This is a genomic window from Zhenpiania hominis, from assembly GCF_014333425.1.
GTDB classification, from domain to species: Bacteria; Bacillota; Clostridia; order Peptostreptococcales; family Anaerovoracaceae; genus Hominibacterium; species Hominibacterium hominis.
In genome coordinates this window covers 48,966-64,203 of the sequence record NZ_JACRYT010000005.1, presented here as the reverse complement: position 1 = coordinate 64,203, position 15,238 = coordinate 48,966, and the positions used below count along the sequence as shown (strand labels likewise).

The 15,238-nt window shown below is 43.1% G+C and carries 13 protein-coding genes and 1 other RNA gene; 1 reads left to right on the top strand and 13 read right to left on the bottom strand.

Annotated features, from left to right (window positions below):
• Positions 1-3: 3 nt before the first annotated feature.
• From H9L42_RS06830 to H9L42_RS06810, 5 genes are all read right to left on the bottom strand, one after another.
• Positions 4-957: a sensor histidine kinase gene (locus H9L42_RS06830; protein WP_187302644.1), complete on the bottom strand. Its 954-nt coding sequence runs from the start codon at positions 955-957 to the stop codon at positions 4-6.
• Positions 954-1,646, bottom strand: coding sequence for a response regulator transcription factor (locus H9L42_RS06825; protein WP_465270651.1), 693 nt, complete (start codon positions 1,644-1,646; stop codon positions 954-956). Before H9L42_RS06825 ends, H9L42_RS06830 begins: the two co-directional genes overlap by 4 nt.
• Positions 1,647-1,693: 47 nt before the next feature.
• Complete coding sequence (locus H9L42_RS06820; protein ID WP_187302643.1) at positions 1,694-3,379, bottom strand: Na/Pi cotransporter family protein; 1,686 nt, start codon at positions 3,377-3,379, stop codon at positions 1,694-1,696.
• Positions 3,380-3,539: 160 nt separating this feature from the next.
• Positions 3,540-4,640, bottom strand: a complete 1,101-nt coding sequence (locus H9L42_RS06815) for a P-loop NTPase family protein (RefSeq protein WP_187302642.1) — start codon at positions 4,638-4,640, stop codon at positions 3,540-3,542.
• Between the two features lie 59 nt (positions 4,641-4,699).
• The gene (locus H9L42_RS06810) at positions 4,700-5,416 is read right to left on the bottom strand and encodes a ClpP family protease (RefSeq protein WP_187302641.1); all 717 of its coding nucleotides are present in this window, start codon (positions 5,414-5,416) and stop codon (positions 4,700-4,702) included.
• 58 nt (positions 5,417-5,474) lie between these two features.
• Between H9L42_RS06810 and H9L42_RS06805 the strand changes: the two genes are divergently transcribed.
• Entirely contained in the window at positions 5,475-5,717 is a 243-nt protein-coding gene (locus H9L42_RS06805; protein WP_187302640.1) for a YlmC/YmxH family sporulation protein, read from the top strand.
• 3 nt (positions 5,718-5,720) lie between these two features.
• Here the strand turns inward: H9L42_RS06805 and H9L42_RS06800 are convergent, their stop codons facing one another.
• The 8 genes from H9L42_RS06800 to H9L42_RS06765 form a co-directional block, all read right to left on the bottom strand.
• Positions 5,721-6,932, bottom strand: coding sequence for a metallophosphoesterase (locus H9L42_RS06800; protein ID WP_187302639.1), 1,212 nt, complete (start codon positions 6,930-6,932; stop codon positions 5,721-5,723).
• Positions 6,933-7,044: 112 nt separating this feature from the next.
• Positions 7,045-8,931, bottom strand: a complete 1,887-nt coding sequence (gene htpG / locus H9L42_RS06795) for a molecular chaperone HtpG (protein ID WP_187302638.1) — start codon at positions 8,929-8,931, stop codon at positions 7,045-7,047.
• Between the two features lie 121 nt (positions 8,932-9,052).
• Complete coding sequence (panC, locus tag H9L42_RS06790) at positions 9,053-9,895, bottom strand: pantoate--beta-alanine ligase (protein WP_187302637.1); 843 nt, start codon at positions 9,893-9,895, stop codon at positions 9,053-9,055.
• An 11-nt stretch (positions 9,896-9,906) separates the two neighbouring features.
• Positions 9,907-10,734, bottom strand: coding sequence for a 3-methyl-2-oxobutanoate hydroxymethyltransferase (panB, locus tag H9L42_RS06785; RefSeq protein ID WP_187302636.1), 828 nt, complete (start codon positions 10,732-10,734; stop codon positions 9,907-9,909).
• The gene (locus H9L42_RS06780; protein WP_187302635.1) at positions 10,731-11,639 is read right to left on the bottom strand and encodes a Rossmann-like and DUF2520 domain-containing protein; all 909 of its coding nucleotides are present in this window, start codon (positions 11,637-11,639) and stop codon (positions 10,731-10,733) included. Before H9L42_RS06780 ends, panB begins: the two co-directional genes overlap by 4 nt.
• 200 nt (positions 11,640-11,839) lie before the next feature.
• A non-coding RNA gene (gene ssrS, locus H9L42_RS06775) (6S RNA) lies at positions 11,840-12,018 on the bottom strand.
• A gap of 312 nt (positions 12,019-12,330) precedes the next feature.
• Positions 12,331-13,266, bottom strand: a complete 936-nt coding sequence (locus H9L42_RS06770) for an AbiH family protein (RefSeq protein WP_187302634.1) — start codon at positions 13,264-13,266, stop codon at positions 12,331-12,333.
• 1,180 nt (positions 13,267-14,446) lie between these two features.
• Entirely contained in the window at positions 14,447-15,172 is a 726-nt protein-coding gene (locus tag H9L42_RS06765) for a YebC/PmpR family DNA-binding transcriptional regulator (protein ID WP_187302633.1), read from the bottom strand.
• Positions 15,173-15,238: the final 66 nt, after the last annotated feature.

Here is a 15,238-nt window from a genome sequence, read left to right as displayed (position 1 = left end):
AGCCTACCTTTCAAAGATTACATAGAAAATTGATCCCTCCCCGACCTTGCTTTCCACTTTTAACTCTGCATTGAACAATGCCGCGATGTGTTTCACAATGGATAATCCGAGTCCGGTCCCCCCGGCCTTTGCGGATCTGGATTTATCAACGCGATAAAAACGTTCAAAAAGTCGATCCAGATGTTCTTCCGCAATACCGATTCCTTCATCTTTCACTGTAACCTGAACCTTTGTATCCAGTTTTCTTGCTTCAATCCAAACGCGACCGCCTTCTTCTGAATACTTCACTGCATTTTCGATCAGATTTACCATCATTTGGCGAAAGCGATCCGGACTGCCCAAGATAACAACATCTTCATCAAAACCGGTTATTAACTCTACATTTTTGTCTTCTGCAATCGGTTGCAGGGTCTGTACCGTTTTCTCAATTTCCTCCTTAGCGCTGAATTCCTGAACATCCGCGGACTCTTTTCGATTTTCAATGTCTGATAAAACCAGTAAATCTTCAATCAGTCGTTTTAAACGGGAAGTTTCAATTGCGATTATATCAATGAATCTGGTTCGAATCTCCGGATCTTCCGCGGCGCCCTGCTGCAAAGTCTCGATAAATCCAGATATGGAAGTAAGGGGAGTTTTCAGCTCATGGCTGACATTTGCCACAAACTCTTTACGGATCATCTCCGCCCGTTTACTTTCTTCCGCAGCCCTTTTCAGATCTTCATGAGCTCTGCCCACAGGTTTTACCATATTGAGATAGATGTGAATTCCTAAAAGAATCATACCGATCAGATAGATCCCGACAAAAATCCACAGTCCGCTCCTCACAATAAAAATGCTTTCATCCACGGACCCCGCAGCTTCCATGCGCGATGCGATAAACAGCCTGTAAACAAGAAACAGCGCCAACAGGTTAAACAGAACAATTTCGCCTGCGGCTCGAATAAATTTATTTCTCATTTTATCTTATATCCTTTACCTCTGATCGTTTCAATATATTTTTCTTCATCCCCGCTCTGCCCCAATTTTTTACGCAGATATCGGATATGCACATCTACTGTTCTGGTTTCTCCGGCATATTCGATCCCCCAGACTTTGTCTAAAAGCTGATCTCGAGTTAAAACATGCCCCCTGTTTTCCGCCAGATAGCAAAGAAGCTCAAACTCTTTCAAAGTCAGATCCACAAGCTGCTCTCCTACTTTCACCTGATGTCTCTCAATATTGATTTCCAGATCATTGATCTTTAAAATATGTTCACCCGGCGGCAGATTGTCATGTGTATTGTCATACCGTCTCAGAACTGCTTTAATTCTCGCCATCAATTCCCGAATTCCAAATGGTTTTGAAATGTAATCGTCCGCGCCGAATTCCAGCCCGAGGACTTTATCAATTTCCTCATTTTTAGCTGTCAGCATAATAATCGGGGTTTCATTCCCCTCTTCTCTCAATTCCTTGCAGATGTCGTATCCATTTTTACCCGGAAGCATGATATCCAGAAGAATCAAATCCGGCTTTTCCTTATGTACCATCGTAATTCCCATATAACCGTCTTCCGCTTCAATGCCTTCATATCCATTGGCTTTCAGGTTATACAGTACCAGTTCCCGAATATTCGGTTCATCTTCAATAATGAGAATTTTTTTCATGATTATCCACCACCCTAATATTTTATCATAATTTTGTGTTTTTTTCAAATTCAGTTGCTGCTGTCGGAAGCTTTAAAATTAACATTATCCAGAACCGCATTGGCAATATTATCGCAGCAATCGCCAATACGTTCAATATTATGTATTACATCTGTATAAATGACAGTAAACTCCGGAGAACATTTTTTCTCGCTGATCCGTTTCATATGCTGCTTTCTTAAGAGAACTTCTATATGATTCAGCTGCTCTTCCTGCTCTTTCACTCCCTTAGCCACCCGGTAGTCGCCTGTTTCCAGAGCTTCTATACTGTCTCTCAGCATACGTGCCGCATGATCAAAACACTCATAAATCTCCGCGCATGCCGCATCAGAAAACTCATACTTATTTTTCGTTTTCTCTTCCGCGAAAACTGCAATATTTTCACAATAATCCCCTACATGTTCAATATCTGCCGCCACATGCATCAGACCGGAAAGCTGTGCCGCCTGCTTTTCCGTTACCGTATCAGTTGAAGAAATGGAAGCCATGTAGCTGACAATTTTTTTCTGCAATTCGTTTACGGATTTCTCCAGTTCAAGAACATTTTTTACTTCATTAATGCTGTTTCCCAGGAATGCCTTCTTAGCCGCGACCAACATCTGGGAAGCAAATCCCGCCAGCCTCGACAACTCTTTCATTGCCAAATGAATGGCCGCGAAGGGGCGTTCCAAAACATTGTAGTCCAGATAAACCGGTTCAGATGGCAGCCGGTCCGTATCCTTTCCCGGCACAATTTTTGTGACAATTTTAACTAAAATTCCAATAAACGGAAGCCATAGCAGAGTATTAAACAGATTAAAGCACATATGCGCATTCGCGATCTGCCTGGCGATCACATCTACTTCCGCTCCTTTCGGTGAAATAAACTGAATAAAATCCGCGTACAGTGGGATAAACCAGATAAAAATAAACGTTCCCGTTATGTTAAATATAATATGGGCAGCAGCCGTCCGTTTGGCGTTTATGGTTCCTCCTATGGAAGCCAGAAGCGCAGTAATTGTTGTTCCAATATTATCTCCGAACAGAATCGGAAGCGCTCCGGTAAGCCCTATAATACTGCTCACTCCATCAGCAGCAGCCGTTGACGCCAGGTTCTGTAAAACAGCAATCGTTGCGGAGCTGCTCTGTACAAGCACGGTCATCCCTGTTCCGAGCAGCACGCCTAGAATCGGAATATCCTGTACCTGCATCATTAAATCAATAAAAAACGGCGAACTTGCCAACGGCTTCATCGCCTCTCCCATAATATTAATACCGACAAAAAGCATACCAAACGCAAAAGTAGTCTGTCCTATATTTGTAATGATTTCTTTTTTTATAAAAAAATACAGAATAAATCCAATCGCGACAAAAAGCCATGCGTAATCGCCAATCTGAAAGGCAATTAACTGTGCGGTAATCGTTGTTCCGATATTTGCGCCTAGAATAATGCTAATTGCCTGAGGCAGCTTCATCAAACCCGCGCTTACAAAGCCCAGCACCATTACTGTTGTTGCGCTGCTGCTCTGCAAGACAGCCGTACATACCGTCCCCGCAAGTACACCCAATATAGGATTCTTCGTGAGAAGCGCTAAAACTTTCTGCATTTTCTCCCCTGCTGCTTTTTGAAGACCGTCGCTCATTAAATTCATGCCGTAAATGAACAGCGCAAGACCTCCCAGCAAGGTAATCACCATCTGGAATACATCTGAATTCATCACATTTCTCCTTTTATTAACATAATTAGACAAGTTTATTATAGAAGTTAAGATTCTGTGAGGAAAGCCCGTCTATGTTAAGGGAATGTTAATTTCATGTTAAATCCAAGGAAAAAGGATATGCGAATATTCCACATATCCTTTTCCTATTGCTTATAGTTTACAAAATCACATTATTTAGAACAGATTCGGCCAACTTCTTTATACCTCTTCCGTACGCGCCGTCCTGGGCAATAAGACGAACTCCTTTTTCCTCGCTAAAACTTTCCGGATCCAACTCTAGCCTGCATATAATCCTGAGAATTTCCTGATATTGGCCTTCATTCTTTTTATCTTCCTCTTTTTTTAATCCTCCGCAAAAAACGCGGTTTACTAACTTCCCCATTCGCTCCAGAATTTTATCTCCTTTTAGAAAAATCAGATACTCAAGAAATCGTTCCTCCTTGTAGCTGCATTTCTCTGACTCTGCAACCATACAAATATTGTCTGCCATCTCATAACAGCTTAAAATACTATTATCCATGCCGCTTCCTGCGTCAATTACTAAAAAGTCATATCGATCGGTATCCATAACCGCACTGATAAAATACTGCATTTCTTCTGAGTCAAGACTTCGCAGCGCGTTTCTTCCAGGTGACGGAAGAAACGAATCCACGCCATAACAATCAAAGACCAGAAAACTCTCAATAAACGGAATCTGTTTTCGTTCTTTCTCCTGAAACAAGTAATACAGGTACTCGCTGATACTTTTTCCCTCCGGAAACGCCCCCATATACTCTAATGTCGACTCCATTTCTTCCAAACTGATATATAAAACTTTCTTTCCATGAAAACGAGTCAGTTCCCGCGCAAAAGCTATCGCCGCTGAGGTGCATCCCATCCCGCCTTCTGCCGCGCAAAACACAACTAATTTTACGTCGCGATTCCTTATAGGCAGCGCTCTTCTGCCTGTCAAAAGGCTGTAAATAAAAAGAAGTTCAGCGGCAAGCTGCCGTACATTTCCATACTTATACAAAAGAAAACGTTTTTGCTCATAATCTTGATCTGTCATAGATGGCTTTTCCACAAGACCGACGATTCTCTCTCCAATGCCTTCGGCTCCATCATTTAAGATTAGATCATAACCGGTAAGTTCATTATGTACCGGTGCGCTTTGATACAAAGTCACCGTAAAATTTTTGTACACATCTACTAGCGCCAACCCCAAAGCTCGGCCATAGTCCCGATCCGGAGTAATAACCGCAATTTTTATATTTTCCATTTACAGTTGCCCCCTTTTAAATTTCCTTTTTTTAACAATATCACAACTGTAAATATATGTCAATTGTTTTCTTCTGATTCTTTCGAAAACATTCCCCTTAGCTTTTGCAGCGCCTGGCTCAAGCCTCCTACTTCATCGATGATACCGATTTCCACCGCCTCATGTCCGAACAGAATTGTCCCCACATCATTTGGCATATTATCTGTACGATTCATCAGTCTCGTAATGGTCTCCCGATCCGCCTTTGAATGAGTTTCAATAAAGCGAATCACCCTGTCTTGCGTTTTCCTCAGATAATCAAATGTGGTTTCCGCTGTTATGACAAGACCGTTTGTACGAATAGGGTGAAGCGTCATAGTCGCGGTTTCCGCGATAAAGGAATAGTCGGTGGAGGTTGCCAGAGGAATTCCAATACTATGCCCCCCTCCCAGCACTAAAGATACCGTTGGTTTGGAAAGCGTAGAAATCATTTCCGCGAGTGCAAGTCCCGCCTCTACATCTCCTCCCACGGTATTGAGAATCACCAACAGACCTTTCAGCTTAGGGTTCTCCTCTACTGCTACAAGCTGGGGGATTAAATGTTCGTACTTTGTGGTTTTATTATCCGCCGGAAGTACCATATGCCCTTCCACACTGCCAATAATATTGATATACTGAACGTCACTCTCAAAATCAGTTCCCACAGAAAGAAGGCCCAACTCCTTAATCAGTTCCTTGTTCTTGTCTTCCTCCGAAGGAAGATTCTTTTCTTCGCTTATTTCCTTGTTTCTGCTCATAATCCGCTCCCTTTCTTAATATAATCTGGTAATAGTATTTACCTGTCAGGAGGTCATTATGCGACTAAGTGAAATTGGAAGCAAAGAAATCGTCGATCTGTCAAAAGGCTGCAGCCACGGCCAACTCTGGGATACAGAAATGCTTTTTGAGCGAAAGGACGGCACTATCAAAGCGGTTCTCATTCCCAGCTATCACAGCAAAGGTCCCTTCAAACACTCTTCCGAACAGTGGATTCAGCTCCCCTGGAACAATATTGTGAAAATCGGAGAAGACATGATCATCTTTAAATCAGAAGATTAGACCTCATTCCCTTTCGCCTGTAAAGGAAATGTCAATAACCGCAATCTCACTATCCGTTCCCACACGCATGGCCGGTCCCCATACCCCAGCGCCGGAGGTCACAATCGAATGAAGCTCCTCTTTTTTTAAATATCCACAGGCGTTCTCCCAGAAGAGAGGTAGTAAGAGGTTTCCCGGAAAGATCTGTCCATCATGGGTATGGCCGGAAAATACAGCATCCACCCCTGCGTCCGCGTCTTCCTGTAATTCTTTTGGTTGGTGATCCATAAGCAGGATCGGCTTACTTTTATCCAAATTTTGTGTTAGCTGCTCAATAGATGCTCTACGTTCCGTTTTCGTTCCCGGTTTGGAATAGTCTCGCCTTCCAATCAAATAAAAGGAATCATCAATCAGCAAACTCTGATCCTCCAGCAGCTGAACACCCGCTCTTTGCAAAAAACGGTACATTTCTTTTTCATTCACCGGGCTTTCGTCCGCAGGCAATGTAAATCCGCCAATCAGCTTTTCCGCTACATCGTGGTTTCCAAAGCAGGCATAGACGCCATACCTGCTTTTTATCGACCGGTATAGCTCGATTAGACGCTCCGGATTCTGCACAGCAGCATAATCATTATCAAAAATATCTCCTGCCAGACACACCAGATCCGGATTCTGGCGGTTGATCGCTTCTACCATTTTCTCGATCTGTTTTTCTCCGACACTATACCCCATATGCATATCCGCCGCCAGCACCACTCGCAGTTCCTCTCCTGCTCCACAATTTTTCTCTATGGAAATAGGATATTCGCTTACTTTTATGTTCCCCGCGTGAAACATCCCATATGTACTGAAAGCCGCAATGCATACAGCTACTATCACTCCTCGGACGACAATAAACCTTCTCCATGCCCCGCTCTGACAGTCTCTTTTTTTTGCATGTTTTAGAACAAAGGTCACACAAAAGGAGAGTACCATAAAGATAAGCGCGTAAATAAAGAAACCGATCCATACATTACTGATATGCTTTGCCACCGCTTTTACCGCCTCATCTTTAAACAGCGTACACAGTAGCGGCGACGCCGCGAAAATCCAGTAAACTACCGTAAACAACAGCTTAAACCAGCGTTTTCGCAGGAAGCTGTGCAAGCAGTGAAACCAGTGCACCGCTCGGCTCCAGATAAACACATTGCAGGCGATATAACAAACTGCCACTATGGCCAGAAATAAAATTTCCATAAAACGTCCCCCTCATTTTGCTATATTATAGCATATTCTGAAAGATGCGGTATCCCTCTCCGCATAAAAAAAAACAGACCGATTAACGTTTTCGGTCTGTTTTCGGTCTGTTTTATTTTGTCATCAGTTCGCAAACCGCATTGGAGAACGCCACCGGATCTTCTACCGGAAGCCCTTCAATCAGAAGCGCCTGATCATACAGCAGTTTCGCGTATTTTTTAACCGCTTCTTTGTCTTCTCCGTAAACCTTGTTCAGCGTTTCCAGAATCGGATGTTTGGCGTTGATTTCCAGCACCCGTTCCGCCTGGATCTTCTGATCCACCGGCATAGAATTCAGCACTTTTTCCATTTCAATGGAAAGGCCTCCCTTGGCGGTCAGACATACCGGGTGGCTCTTCAGCCTCTGAGACAGACGCACTTCCGCCACTTTGTCGCCTAAGGCTTCCTTCATGCATTCCAGCATGTCCTTGCTTTCCTCCGCCTGTTTTTCCGCCGCTTCCTTTTCTTCCTTGCTTTCCTCGATTTCCAGATCATCGGAAGAAACGGATTTGAATTCTTTTTCCTCAAAGGTATGGAGCATCTGCAGCGCGAATTCATCCACGTCATCCGTCAGGTAGAGAATCTCATATCCCTTGTCCTTCAGAAGCTCGGTCTGCGGCAGCTTGTCAATCTTATCCGTGCTTTCACCGCTGGCAAAGTAGATGTATTTCTGATCCGGCTTCATTCTGGATACATACTCAGAAAGGGTTACCAGCGCCTTTTCACTGGAAGAGTAGAACATCACCAGATCTTTGACCGCGTCTTTATTGGCTCCGAATTTATCGTACATGCCAAATTTCAGCTGCAGACCGAAGTTCTTGAAAAATTCCACATATTTTTCCCGATCCGTATTCAGCATGGAAAGCAGCTCGCTCTTGATTTTCTTTTCCAGCCTCTGAGCAATCGCCTTCAGCTGACGGTCGTGCTGCAGCATTTCCCTGGAAATATTCAGAGACAGATCCTGAGAGTCCACAAGCCCTCTTACAAAGCTGAAATAATCCGGCAGCAGATCCGCGCATTTTTCCATAATCAGAACGCCGGAAGAATAAAGCTGCAGACCCTTTTCGAATTCCTTTGTATAATAATTGTACGGAGCCTGTCCCGGAATAAACAGCAGCGCCGTGTAGCTGACAACTCCCTCCACGTTGGTGTGAATAACCTTGGCGGGATCGGTAAAATCATAAAACTTTTCTTTATAGAACTGGTTGTAATCCTCGTCTTTCAGTTCGCTCTTGTTTTTCTTCCACAGAGGAATCATACTGTTTAAGGTTTCCAGTTCCGAATAGGTTTCGTATTCGTTTTCCGTTCCCTCTTTTAATTTCTGATGTTCGACCATCATCTGGATCGGGTAACGGATGTAGTCGGAATATTTGTTGATCAAATTTTTAATCTGGTAAGTTTCCAGATACTGACTATAGTTCTCATCTTCAGTATCCGCTTTTAAAAGAAGGGTGATCTCTGTTCCATTCCCTTCTTTTTCGCAATCTTTAATCGTATAACCATCCGCTCCCGTGGATTCCCATTCGTAAGCCACATCCTCGCCATAGGCTTTGCTGACAACGGTTACTTTGTCGCTTACCATGAAAGCGGAATAAAACCCGACGCCGAATTGTCCGATAATATCAACGTCTTCTTTTTTCTCCATTTCCGTTTTAAAATCCAGTGAGCCGCTCTTGGCGATGGTTCCCAGATTCTTTTCCAGTTCTTCTTTTGTCATACCCATGCCATTGTCGATAATTTTCAGAGTACGAGCTTCTTTATCCGGTTCAAGGCGGATGGAAAAATCATCCCTGGAAAGTCCGGTATTGCCCTCTGTCAGGCTGCGGTAATATAATTTGTCAATGGCATCGCTGGCATTGGAAATAAGCTCTCTGAGGAAAATCTCTTTATGGGTGTAGATGGAATTGATCATCAGATCCAAAAGCCGTTTTGATTCTGCTTTAAACTGTTTCTTTGCCATAGTTGTTCTCCTTTAACCTAAAAATGTTAGCACTCATATTTAATGAGTGCTAACATTATAATATACCAGTCTTTCCTGAAAATCAAGGGGAAATCTGAAAGTTTTTCCAGTCTCCTTTCCGCTACTCCCAGATATAATTATCGATCAGCCTGGTTTTTCCAAACTTTACAGCAACCGCCACAAGAGCCGGTTTCTCCAGTTTCCGGACAGGCTGCAGAAGCTCCCAGTCTACAATTTCCACGTAATCAGGAACTGCCAGCGGTTCAGCCTCAATGATACGCAGCATTTCCCCGCGGATTGCCGCCGCGTCTCGCTCCCCTCCGGCAATGGCCTTTTCCGCATGCAGCAGAGCCTTATGAAGCACCGTTGCCGCCTGTCGTTCTTCCGGAGAAAGATAGGTATTGCGGGAGCTTTTTGCGAGACCGTCTTCTTCTCGGACTGTAGGACATCCGACAACTTCCAGATCAAAATTCAAATCCCGCACCATTTTCCGGATAACAGAAAGCTGCTGAGCGTCTTTCTGTCCGAAATAAGCCCGATCCGGCGCCGCGATATGAAAGAGCTTTCCCACCACTGTACACACGCCGCGAAAATGCCCCGGACGATGGCTTCCGCAAAGCCCTTCCGTAAGAGTATCCATATCCGTATAGGTGAAAAAGTCCGGTGGATACATTTCCTCCGGCTGTGGATGGAAAATCAGATCCGCTCCCGCTCTCTCACAGATCCGGCTGTCCCGTTCAAAATCCCTGGGGTAAGTTTCCAGATCTTCATTTTTTCCAAACTGCATGGGATTTACAAAGATACTGACTACCGTCCGGTCATTTTCCGCTGCCGAACGCCGGATCAGACTCTCGTGCCCCTCATGGAGAAATCCCATTGTCGGGACCAGTCCGACGCTGAGTCCCTGTTTTTTCCATTCTTTTATAATCGCTCTTGTGTCTTTTACTGTTTCCGCTGTCTTCATCTGTCTCCTCTTTAATACAACTTGTCTAAAACTTCATCGTCAATTTTAAAGGTATGCTCCTGGGCCGGGAAGGTTCCCTCCTGCACTTCTCTGATATATCCTTCAAAGGCGCCTTTTACGATTTCACCTACATTCGCGAACTGCTTTACGAATTTCGGCGTGAAATCGCTGAACAGTCCCAGCATATCCTGATAAACCAACACCTGGCCGTCACAGCCCGCGCCGGCTCCGATTCCGATGGTCGGGATGGACAGCTCTTCTGTAATCTTCGCCGCCAGCTTTGCCGGAACGCATTCCATTACCACCGCAAAAGCTCCCGCTTTTTCCACCGCCCGGGCTTCATCCAGAAGCTTCTGCGCGGCCGCTTCACTTTTTCCCTGCACCTTAAAGCCTCCGAAGGAGTTGACGGACTGAGGAGTCAGACCAATATGGGCGACGACCGGAATGGAAGCGTCTACAATCGCTTTGATCTGCTCCGTCACTTCAAAGCCGCCTTCCAGCTTGACCGCCTGGGCTCCGCCCTCTTTTATCAGGCGGCCCGCGTTAACAACCGCGTCATACACAGAAGTCTGGTAAGACATAAACGGCATGTCCGCCACAACCAGAGCGTTTTTCGCCCCTCTGGCGACCGCTTTTGTGTGGTGAATCATATCTTCCATGGTGACCGGCAGGGTATCTTCATATCCCAGGCACACCATTCCCACGGAATCACCTACCAGAATCGAGTTAATCCCCGCCTCATCCATAAGCTTGGCAAAGGAATAATCGTATGCCGTCAGCATGGTAATCTTCTGTTTTTCCTCTTTGGCTTTTTTAAAGGTAGCTGTTGTGTTTTTCATTGGTCCTTTTCCTCCAGTAATGTTTCTAAATTTGAATAGTCCCGCGTCTCATTTTTTACCCGCGCCACTCCCATCAGCTGCCTGGACAGCAGGCGGTAAATTTCCCGCCGTTCACCAGTAAGCTGCTGCAGATGCACTTTTACGGTTTCCGCGTCTCCCCGCTCCACAGGCCCGGTCAGCGCCGCCGCGGTTCCTTTCTCACAGATGTTTTTTACATTGCCCTCGATAAGTGGCGTAAGCATGGCAAGGGCGGTATCCTGAGAAAATCCGCATTCCTCCAGCGCGTCCAGAGCCATCTGGATCAGGCCCACCACCAGGTTGCTTGCTGTACTGGCGGCCATATGGTATTTTTTCTTGCAGGAAGGTTCGATTACAGACACCGGATTTCCCTTTTGGCTCAGCAGTTCTTTTACCGCGGCCACCGCCTCCGCGTCTCCGTCAGCGGTAAAGAAGGTTCCGGAAAAATCCGTGTCCCGGCTGCTGATAGCCTGCATCGGATGCACCGCGCATCCAAAGGCGCCAAGTTCTTTTCTGCCGCGAAACACTTCAGAAGACAGAGAACCGCTCAAGTGACAGAATATCCTGCCCTTGACAGGGAGCTCCCCTTGTTCTCCTTTTTTACGAATCGTTTCCCATACTTCTCCAATCACGCGGTCCGGGGTTGTTATAAAGATGATATCACTTTCTGAAATCACCTGTTCGAAATTAGAAAAAGCGGCCGATTTTGTATCATCAGCCGCTTCCTTTGAATGTTCAAAGGTTTTACTGTAAAATCCGCTGAGCTCAAAAGTCCGGCCCGCTCCGGAATTTTCATCCGCCGCAGCGCTTTCTTTGAGCCGCAAATCGCGCAAATACCGGCCAAGGCTGCATCCCGCCTTTCCGGCACCAATAAATCCTGCTTTCATGCTATCACACTCCTTTCCTTCGGATTGTGATACCATCTTTCAAGTCCCATTCACATTTTTGGATATAGGCTTCGATTCTTCTATTTTTAATTGTCTTCTCTGTCTGCCCCTCTTTTACGCGGTTCTCCCAACTCTGCCCTTCGTTTCATAAAGTGGCAGGCTCCGTTTTCCGCAAATCAGGTTCCGGCATCCAAAAAGCAAGAAATCCCGACATGCCGTCGAGAATATAATTCACGCCCTATCTTTGATAGGGGGGTGCCCTGTTTCCGCCTCTGTCTTCCGTTCAAAGACGGCTTGACATCCGCCGCCGAAAACTCCGGACTCCCAATGTTATAACGTAGGTTGAATTATAAATTCTCAACGAACACTTCAGGATCTATATCATATTCTATACGATTCAAGGTGAAATACTCATGAATTTCCCTTCCAGATTCAGGAGCTCGTTCCGCGCCTTTTTCCTGAATAAATTATTTTTTGAACTGTGTTTATTATAGCAAATACGCCTCTGTTCTTCAAGAGCAACCAGCGGATTGTAATAAAATTTTTAAATGCTCAGCTGGTTTGGATCCCACCCCAGCACATACATCTGTGTCGGAGCAAAATAGCGATAGGTACCTTCCGAGGTTTTTTCGATCCGGATATCACAGTTCCTCGTAAAACGCTCCCATTTTTCCTTGTGATCCCAAATTTATTAATCAAGTTGTAACTCTTGCATATATGCCTCTATCTCTCTTAACTCAAAATATTTAATACCATTCTGTTTTAAAAATTGAAATTTACGACTTTTTTCGTTATCATCATAAAAAGAAACTTTCCAAATACATGCTTTTGGTAAATGACGTAGCAAGTACCTATAATAAGGATAATCCACGTTACTGATGGAATGCCCCAAAATATATACTTGTTCTATCTTTCTAAAATAAAAAGATTTGTTGTCTCTTAACCATGTTTTCAATCTATCAAGGTTTCTTTTATAGTTTTTAGAGGTTTTTAGGATATAATCTAATACTAATCTATTAATTTTCCCATATGCACTTCCTATTGTTTCCATATCAATTGCAGCTTGATAATCTTCTAAAAACTCATCCTTATATTGTAACCCGCTATGACCTAATACGATAGTTCGGTGTTCTCTAGCCTCTCCATGGATATAAAAAATATTTTTCCGTTTCACATTATACCATTTTTCTAAACTAGACGTATAATCACCATTTATATAACAGCTATTTTTAGAAAAAACACCTCTCGTTCTATTCTTTATTTCTATATCTTTACAAACTACCCACCTCCTAAAATTTGAATACAAAAATTCATACATTTTACCTAAGATAAATTCAACATCTAAAACATCCTCTTCTTCCTTTCCCCATCCAGTAATAAACTCATCGGTATTTATTTTAGATAAATTTTCTTCAAAATCACTCCATAATGATACTTTTCTGGTTGCATCGCTACTTAAATTTCCTAATCCTTCATATGCATATTCAATTAGCGCTAAAATATCGAAATTATTTTCAATATTTTGCAAATAATCTCTAAAGTCATAATATGAGGTTTTCATTCCTAAATGTAAATCAAACCCGTTTCCTATTATTACTAAACTTTTATAGTTATTAATAATGATCACTCCCCTTCTACTTCTTTAATTTCCTACCTTTTTAACTGATCCCAAAACTGTTATTTGGCAAATTGCTATTAACGATTCTCCAATTTTCATTTAATAATGTCTAAATTCTTTTACCTTGAATACACAAGTAAGTTCCTCTTTCGTATGAAATTTAGTCTTACGCGCTCTGATAATATCCATTTTACTTTTTTCGTTGTAATATCAATAGTAGAAATTAAGAGCTTACATATGACACAACAGTAGATAACAAAAAAACATTTTTCCTTGCACAACCCGTATCGTAATCGTTCTGAAATCTTATAGGGACAATATTATAGCGTTTATGCCACGGAAGTCTTTTGATAATGAACGATGGCATAGTAATACCTTTACTTTAGCGGAAAGAAGCGCAGGTATGTTTTTTCGGCCTCCACCATAAAAACATGTGGCTGGAGACTCATCGTCAAAAGTACCATAGAAAATACTTCATCAAATCTCTCTATATTTTTAAGTAACTCAAATCAGATGATAACAATAAACCTATGGAAAAATCTTCTTAAGCTTATGGAAAACAGCAGGAATTTACTTTTATAATCCTTATTCTTATTGTCGTTTTCGCCTACCTTTTTACATCAGGTGCATCTGTTCTGATTAAATTCTACTTACTAAAGGGTTTAACACACTTTGCCAATCTCTAAAATGCTACATTTACTCTTCCGTATGGAACTTAACTTTACATAAGGAAATTTCTTTTTTACTCACCCCTTCTAAAGTTACTTTTTGACTTGCAAATCAGGAAAACATGACTCTATAAGTTGAATATATTTATTCTCTTTTAATCGAACACACATTTCTATTCGTGCTTCTTCATTTGAAAGAAACCCTACCGTCCCCAACTCACCATTCAACAGATAATACTGCATTTGACTATTTCCTCTTATTACTTTAGATACCTTTACCGTTTTATCCTTTAATACGAGCTTTATCCCGATTATTTCACCTCTAACAGACTCATAGTCTTGTATTTTTCTAAAGAAAACAGGTATCCAAAAAAAAGAAAATATTGCCCATAACCACAACCCAATATTTTGTACTTATTCTATTACCGATACCATCTTATTAAAAATCCTATCAAAAAAACCTTTTTTCCTAATGGCTTCCCATCCGAAAAAAAGGTTTTCCGCACATGTAAATAATATCTTTAGCTTTCCAAATCCACCGTACAGTTGTGGTAAACTTTTTGTACATCGTCGTTATCTTCCAGCATTTCAATCATCTTTTTCAGATTCTTGATGTCGTGCTCCTCGGTCGGCGTGGATTCTACGGAAGGGAGATATTCAATATCCGCTTCCACAAACTCATATCCCGCGGCTTTCAGAGCCTCATTTACACTGTCAAAATCCTCCGGAGCCGTCAGAACTTCATAGCAGTCGTCGTATGTAACCATGTCGTCCATGCCCGCTTCCAGGGCAGCTTCCATCAGCGCGTCCTCATCTACGGAATCGGTTTTTTCAATGACAATTACGCCTTTCTGATCGAACATATAGGATACACATCCCGGAGAACCCAGGTTACCTCCGAATTTGTCAAAGGCATGCTTCATCGCCGCTGTGGTTCGGTTCTTATTATCCGTCAGAACATCGACAATGACCGCTACGCCGGCAGCGCCGTACCCTTCAAAGCGACCGGTTTCATATGTCTCGCCAGCCAGTTCGCCGGTTCCCTTTTTGATCGCTCTTTTAATATTATCATTAGGCATATTGATGCTCTTTGCTTTTTCAATTGCGTGCTTTAATGCTACGTTGTAATCCGGATCGCCTCCGTTTTTCGCCGCAACCGTAATCGCTCTGGCATACTTTGTAAACACCGCGGCCCGTTTGGAGTCCTGTTTTTCTTTTCTTCCCGCAATTGTACCGTGTCTTCCCATCAAGACACCTCCTTCGTATATTTTTAACTTATATAGTATACACGAAAAACGCTCTGCTTTCAACCG

Coding starts and splice junctions, on each gene's coding strand:
- H9L42_RS06810 (WP_187302641.1), bottom strand. CDS start 5,416: ATGAGCAGAAACAAGGAAATAAGCGAAGAAAAGAATCTTCCTTCGGAG.
- H9L42_RS06800 (WP_187302639.1), bottom strand. CDS start 6,932: ATGGAAATTTTATTTCTGGCCATAGTGGCAGTTTGTTATATCGCCTGC.
- H9L42_RS06830 (WP_187302644.1), bottom strand. CDS start 957: ATGAGAAATAAATTTATTCGAGCCGCAGGCGAAATTGTTCTGTTTAAC.
- H9L42_RS06820 (WP_187302643.1), bottom strand. CDS start 3,379: ATGAATTCAGATGTATTCCAGATGGTGATTACCTTGCTGGGAGGTCTT.
- H9L42_RS06765 (WP_187302633.1), bottom strand. CDS start 15,172: ATGGGAAGACACGGTACAATTGCGGGAAGAAAAGAAAAACAGGACTCC.
- H9L42_RS06805 (WP_187302640.1), top strand. CDS start 5,475: ATGCGACTAAGTGAAATTGGAAGCAAAGAAATCGTCGATCTGTCAAAA.
- panB (WP_187302636.1), bottom strand. CDS start 10,734: ATGAAAAACACAACAGCTACCTTTAAAAAAGCCAAAGAGGAAAAACAG.
- htpG (WP_187302638.1), bottom strand. CDS start 8,931: ATGGCAAAGAAACAGTTTAAAGCAGAATCAAAACGGCTTTTGGATCTG.
- H9L42_RS06815 (WP_187302642.1), bottom strand. CDS start 4,640: ATGGAAAATATAAAAATTGCGGTTATTACTCCGGATCGGGACTATGGC.
- H9L42_RS06780 (WP_187302635.1), bottom strand. CDS start 11,639: ATGAAAGCAGGATTTATTGGTGCCGGAAAGGCGGGATGCAGCCTTGGC.
- panC (WP_187302637.1), bottom strand. CDS start 9,895: ATGAAGACAGCGGAAACAGTAAAAGACACAAGAGCGATTATAAAAGAA.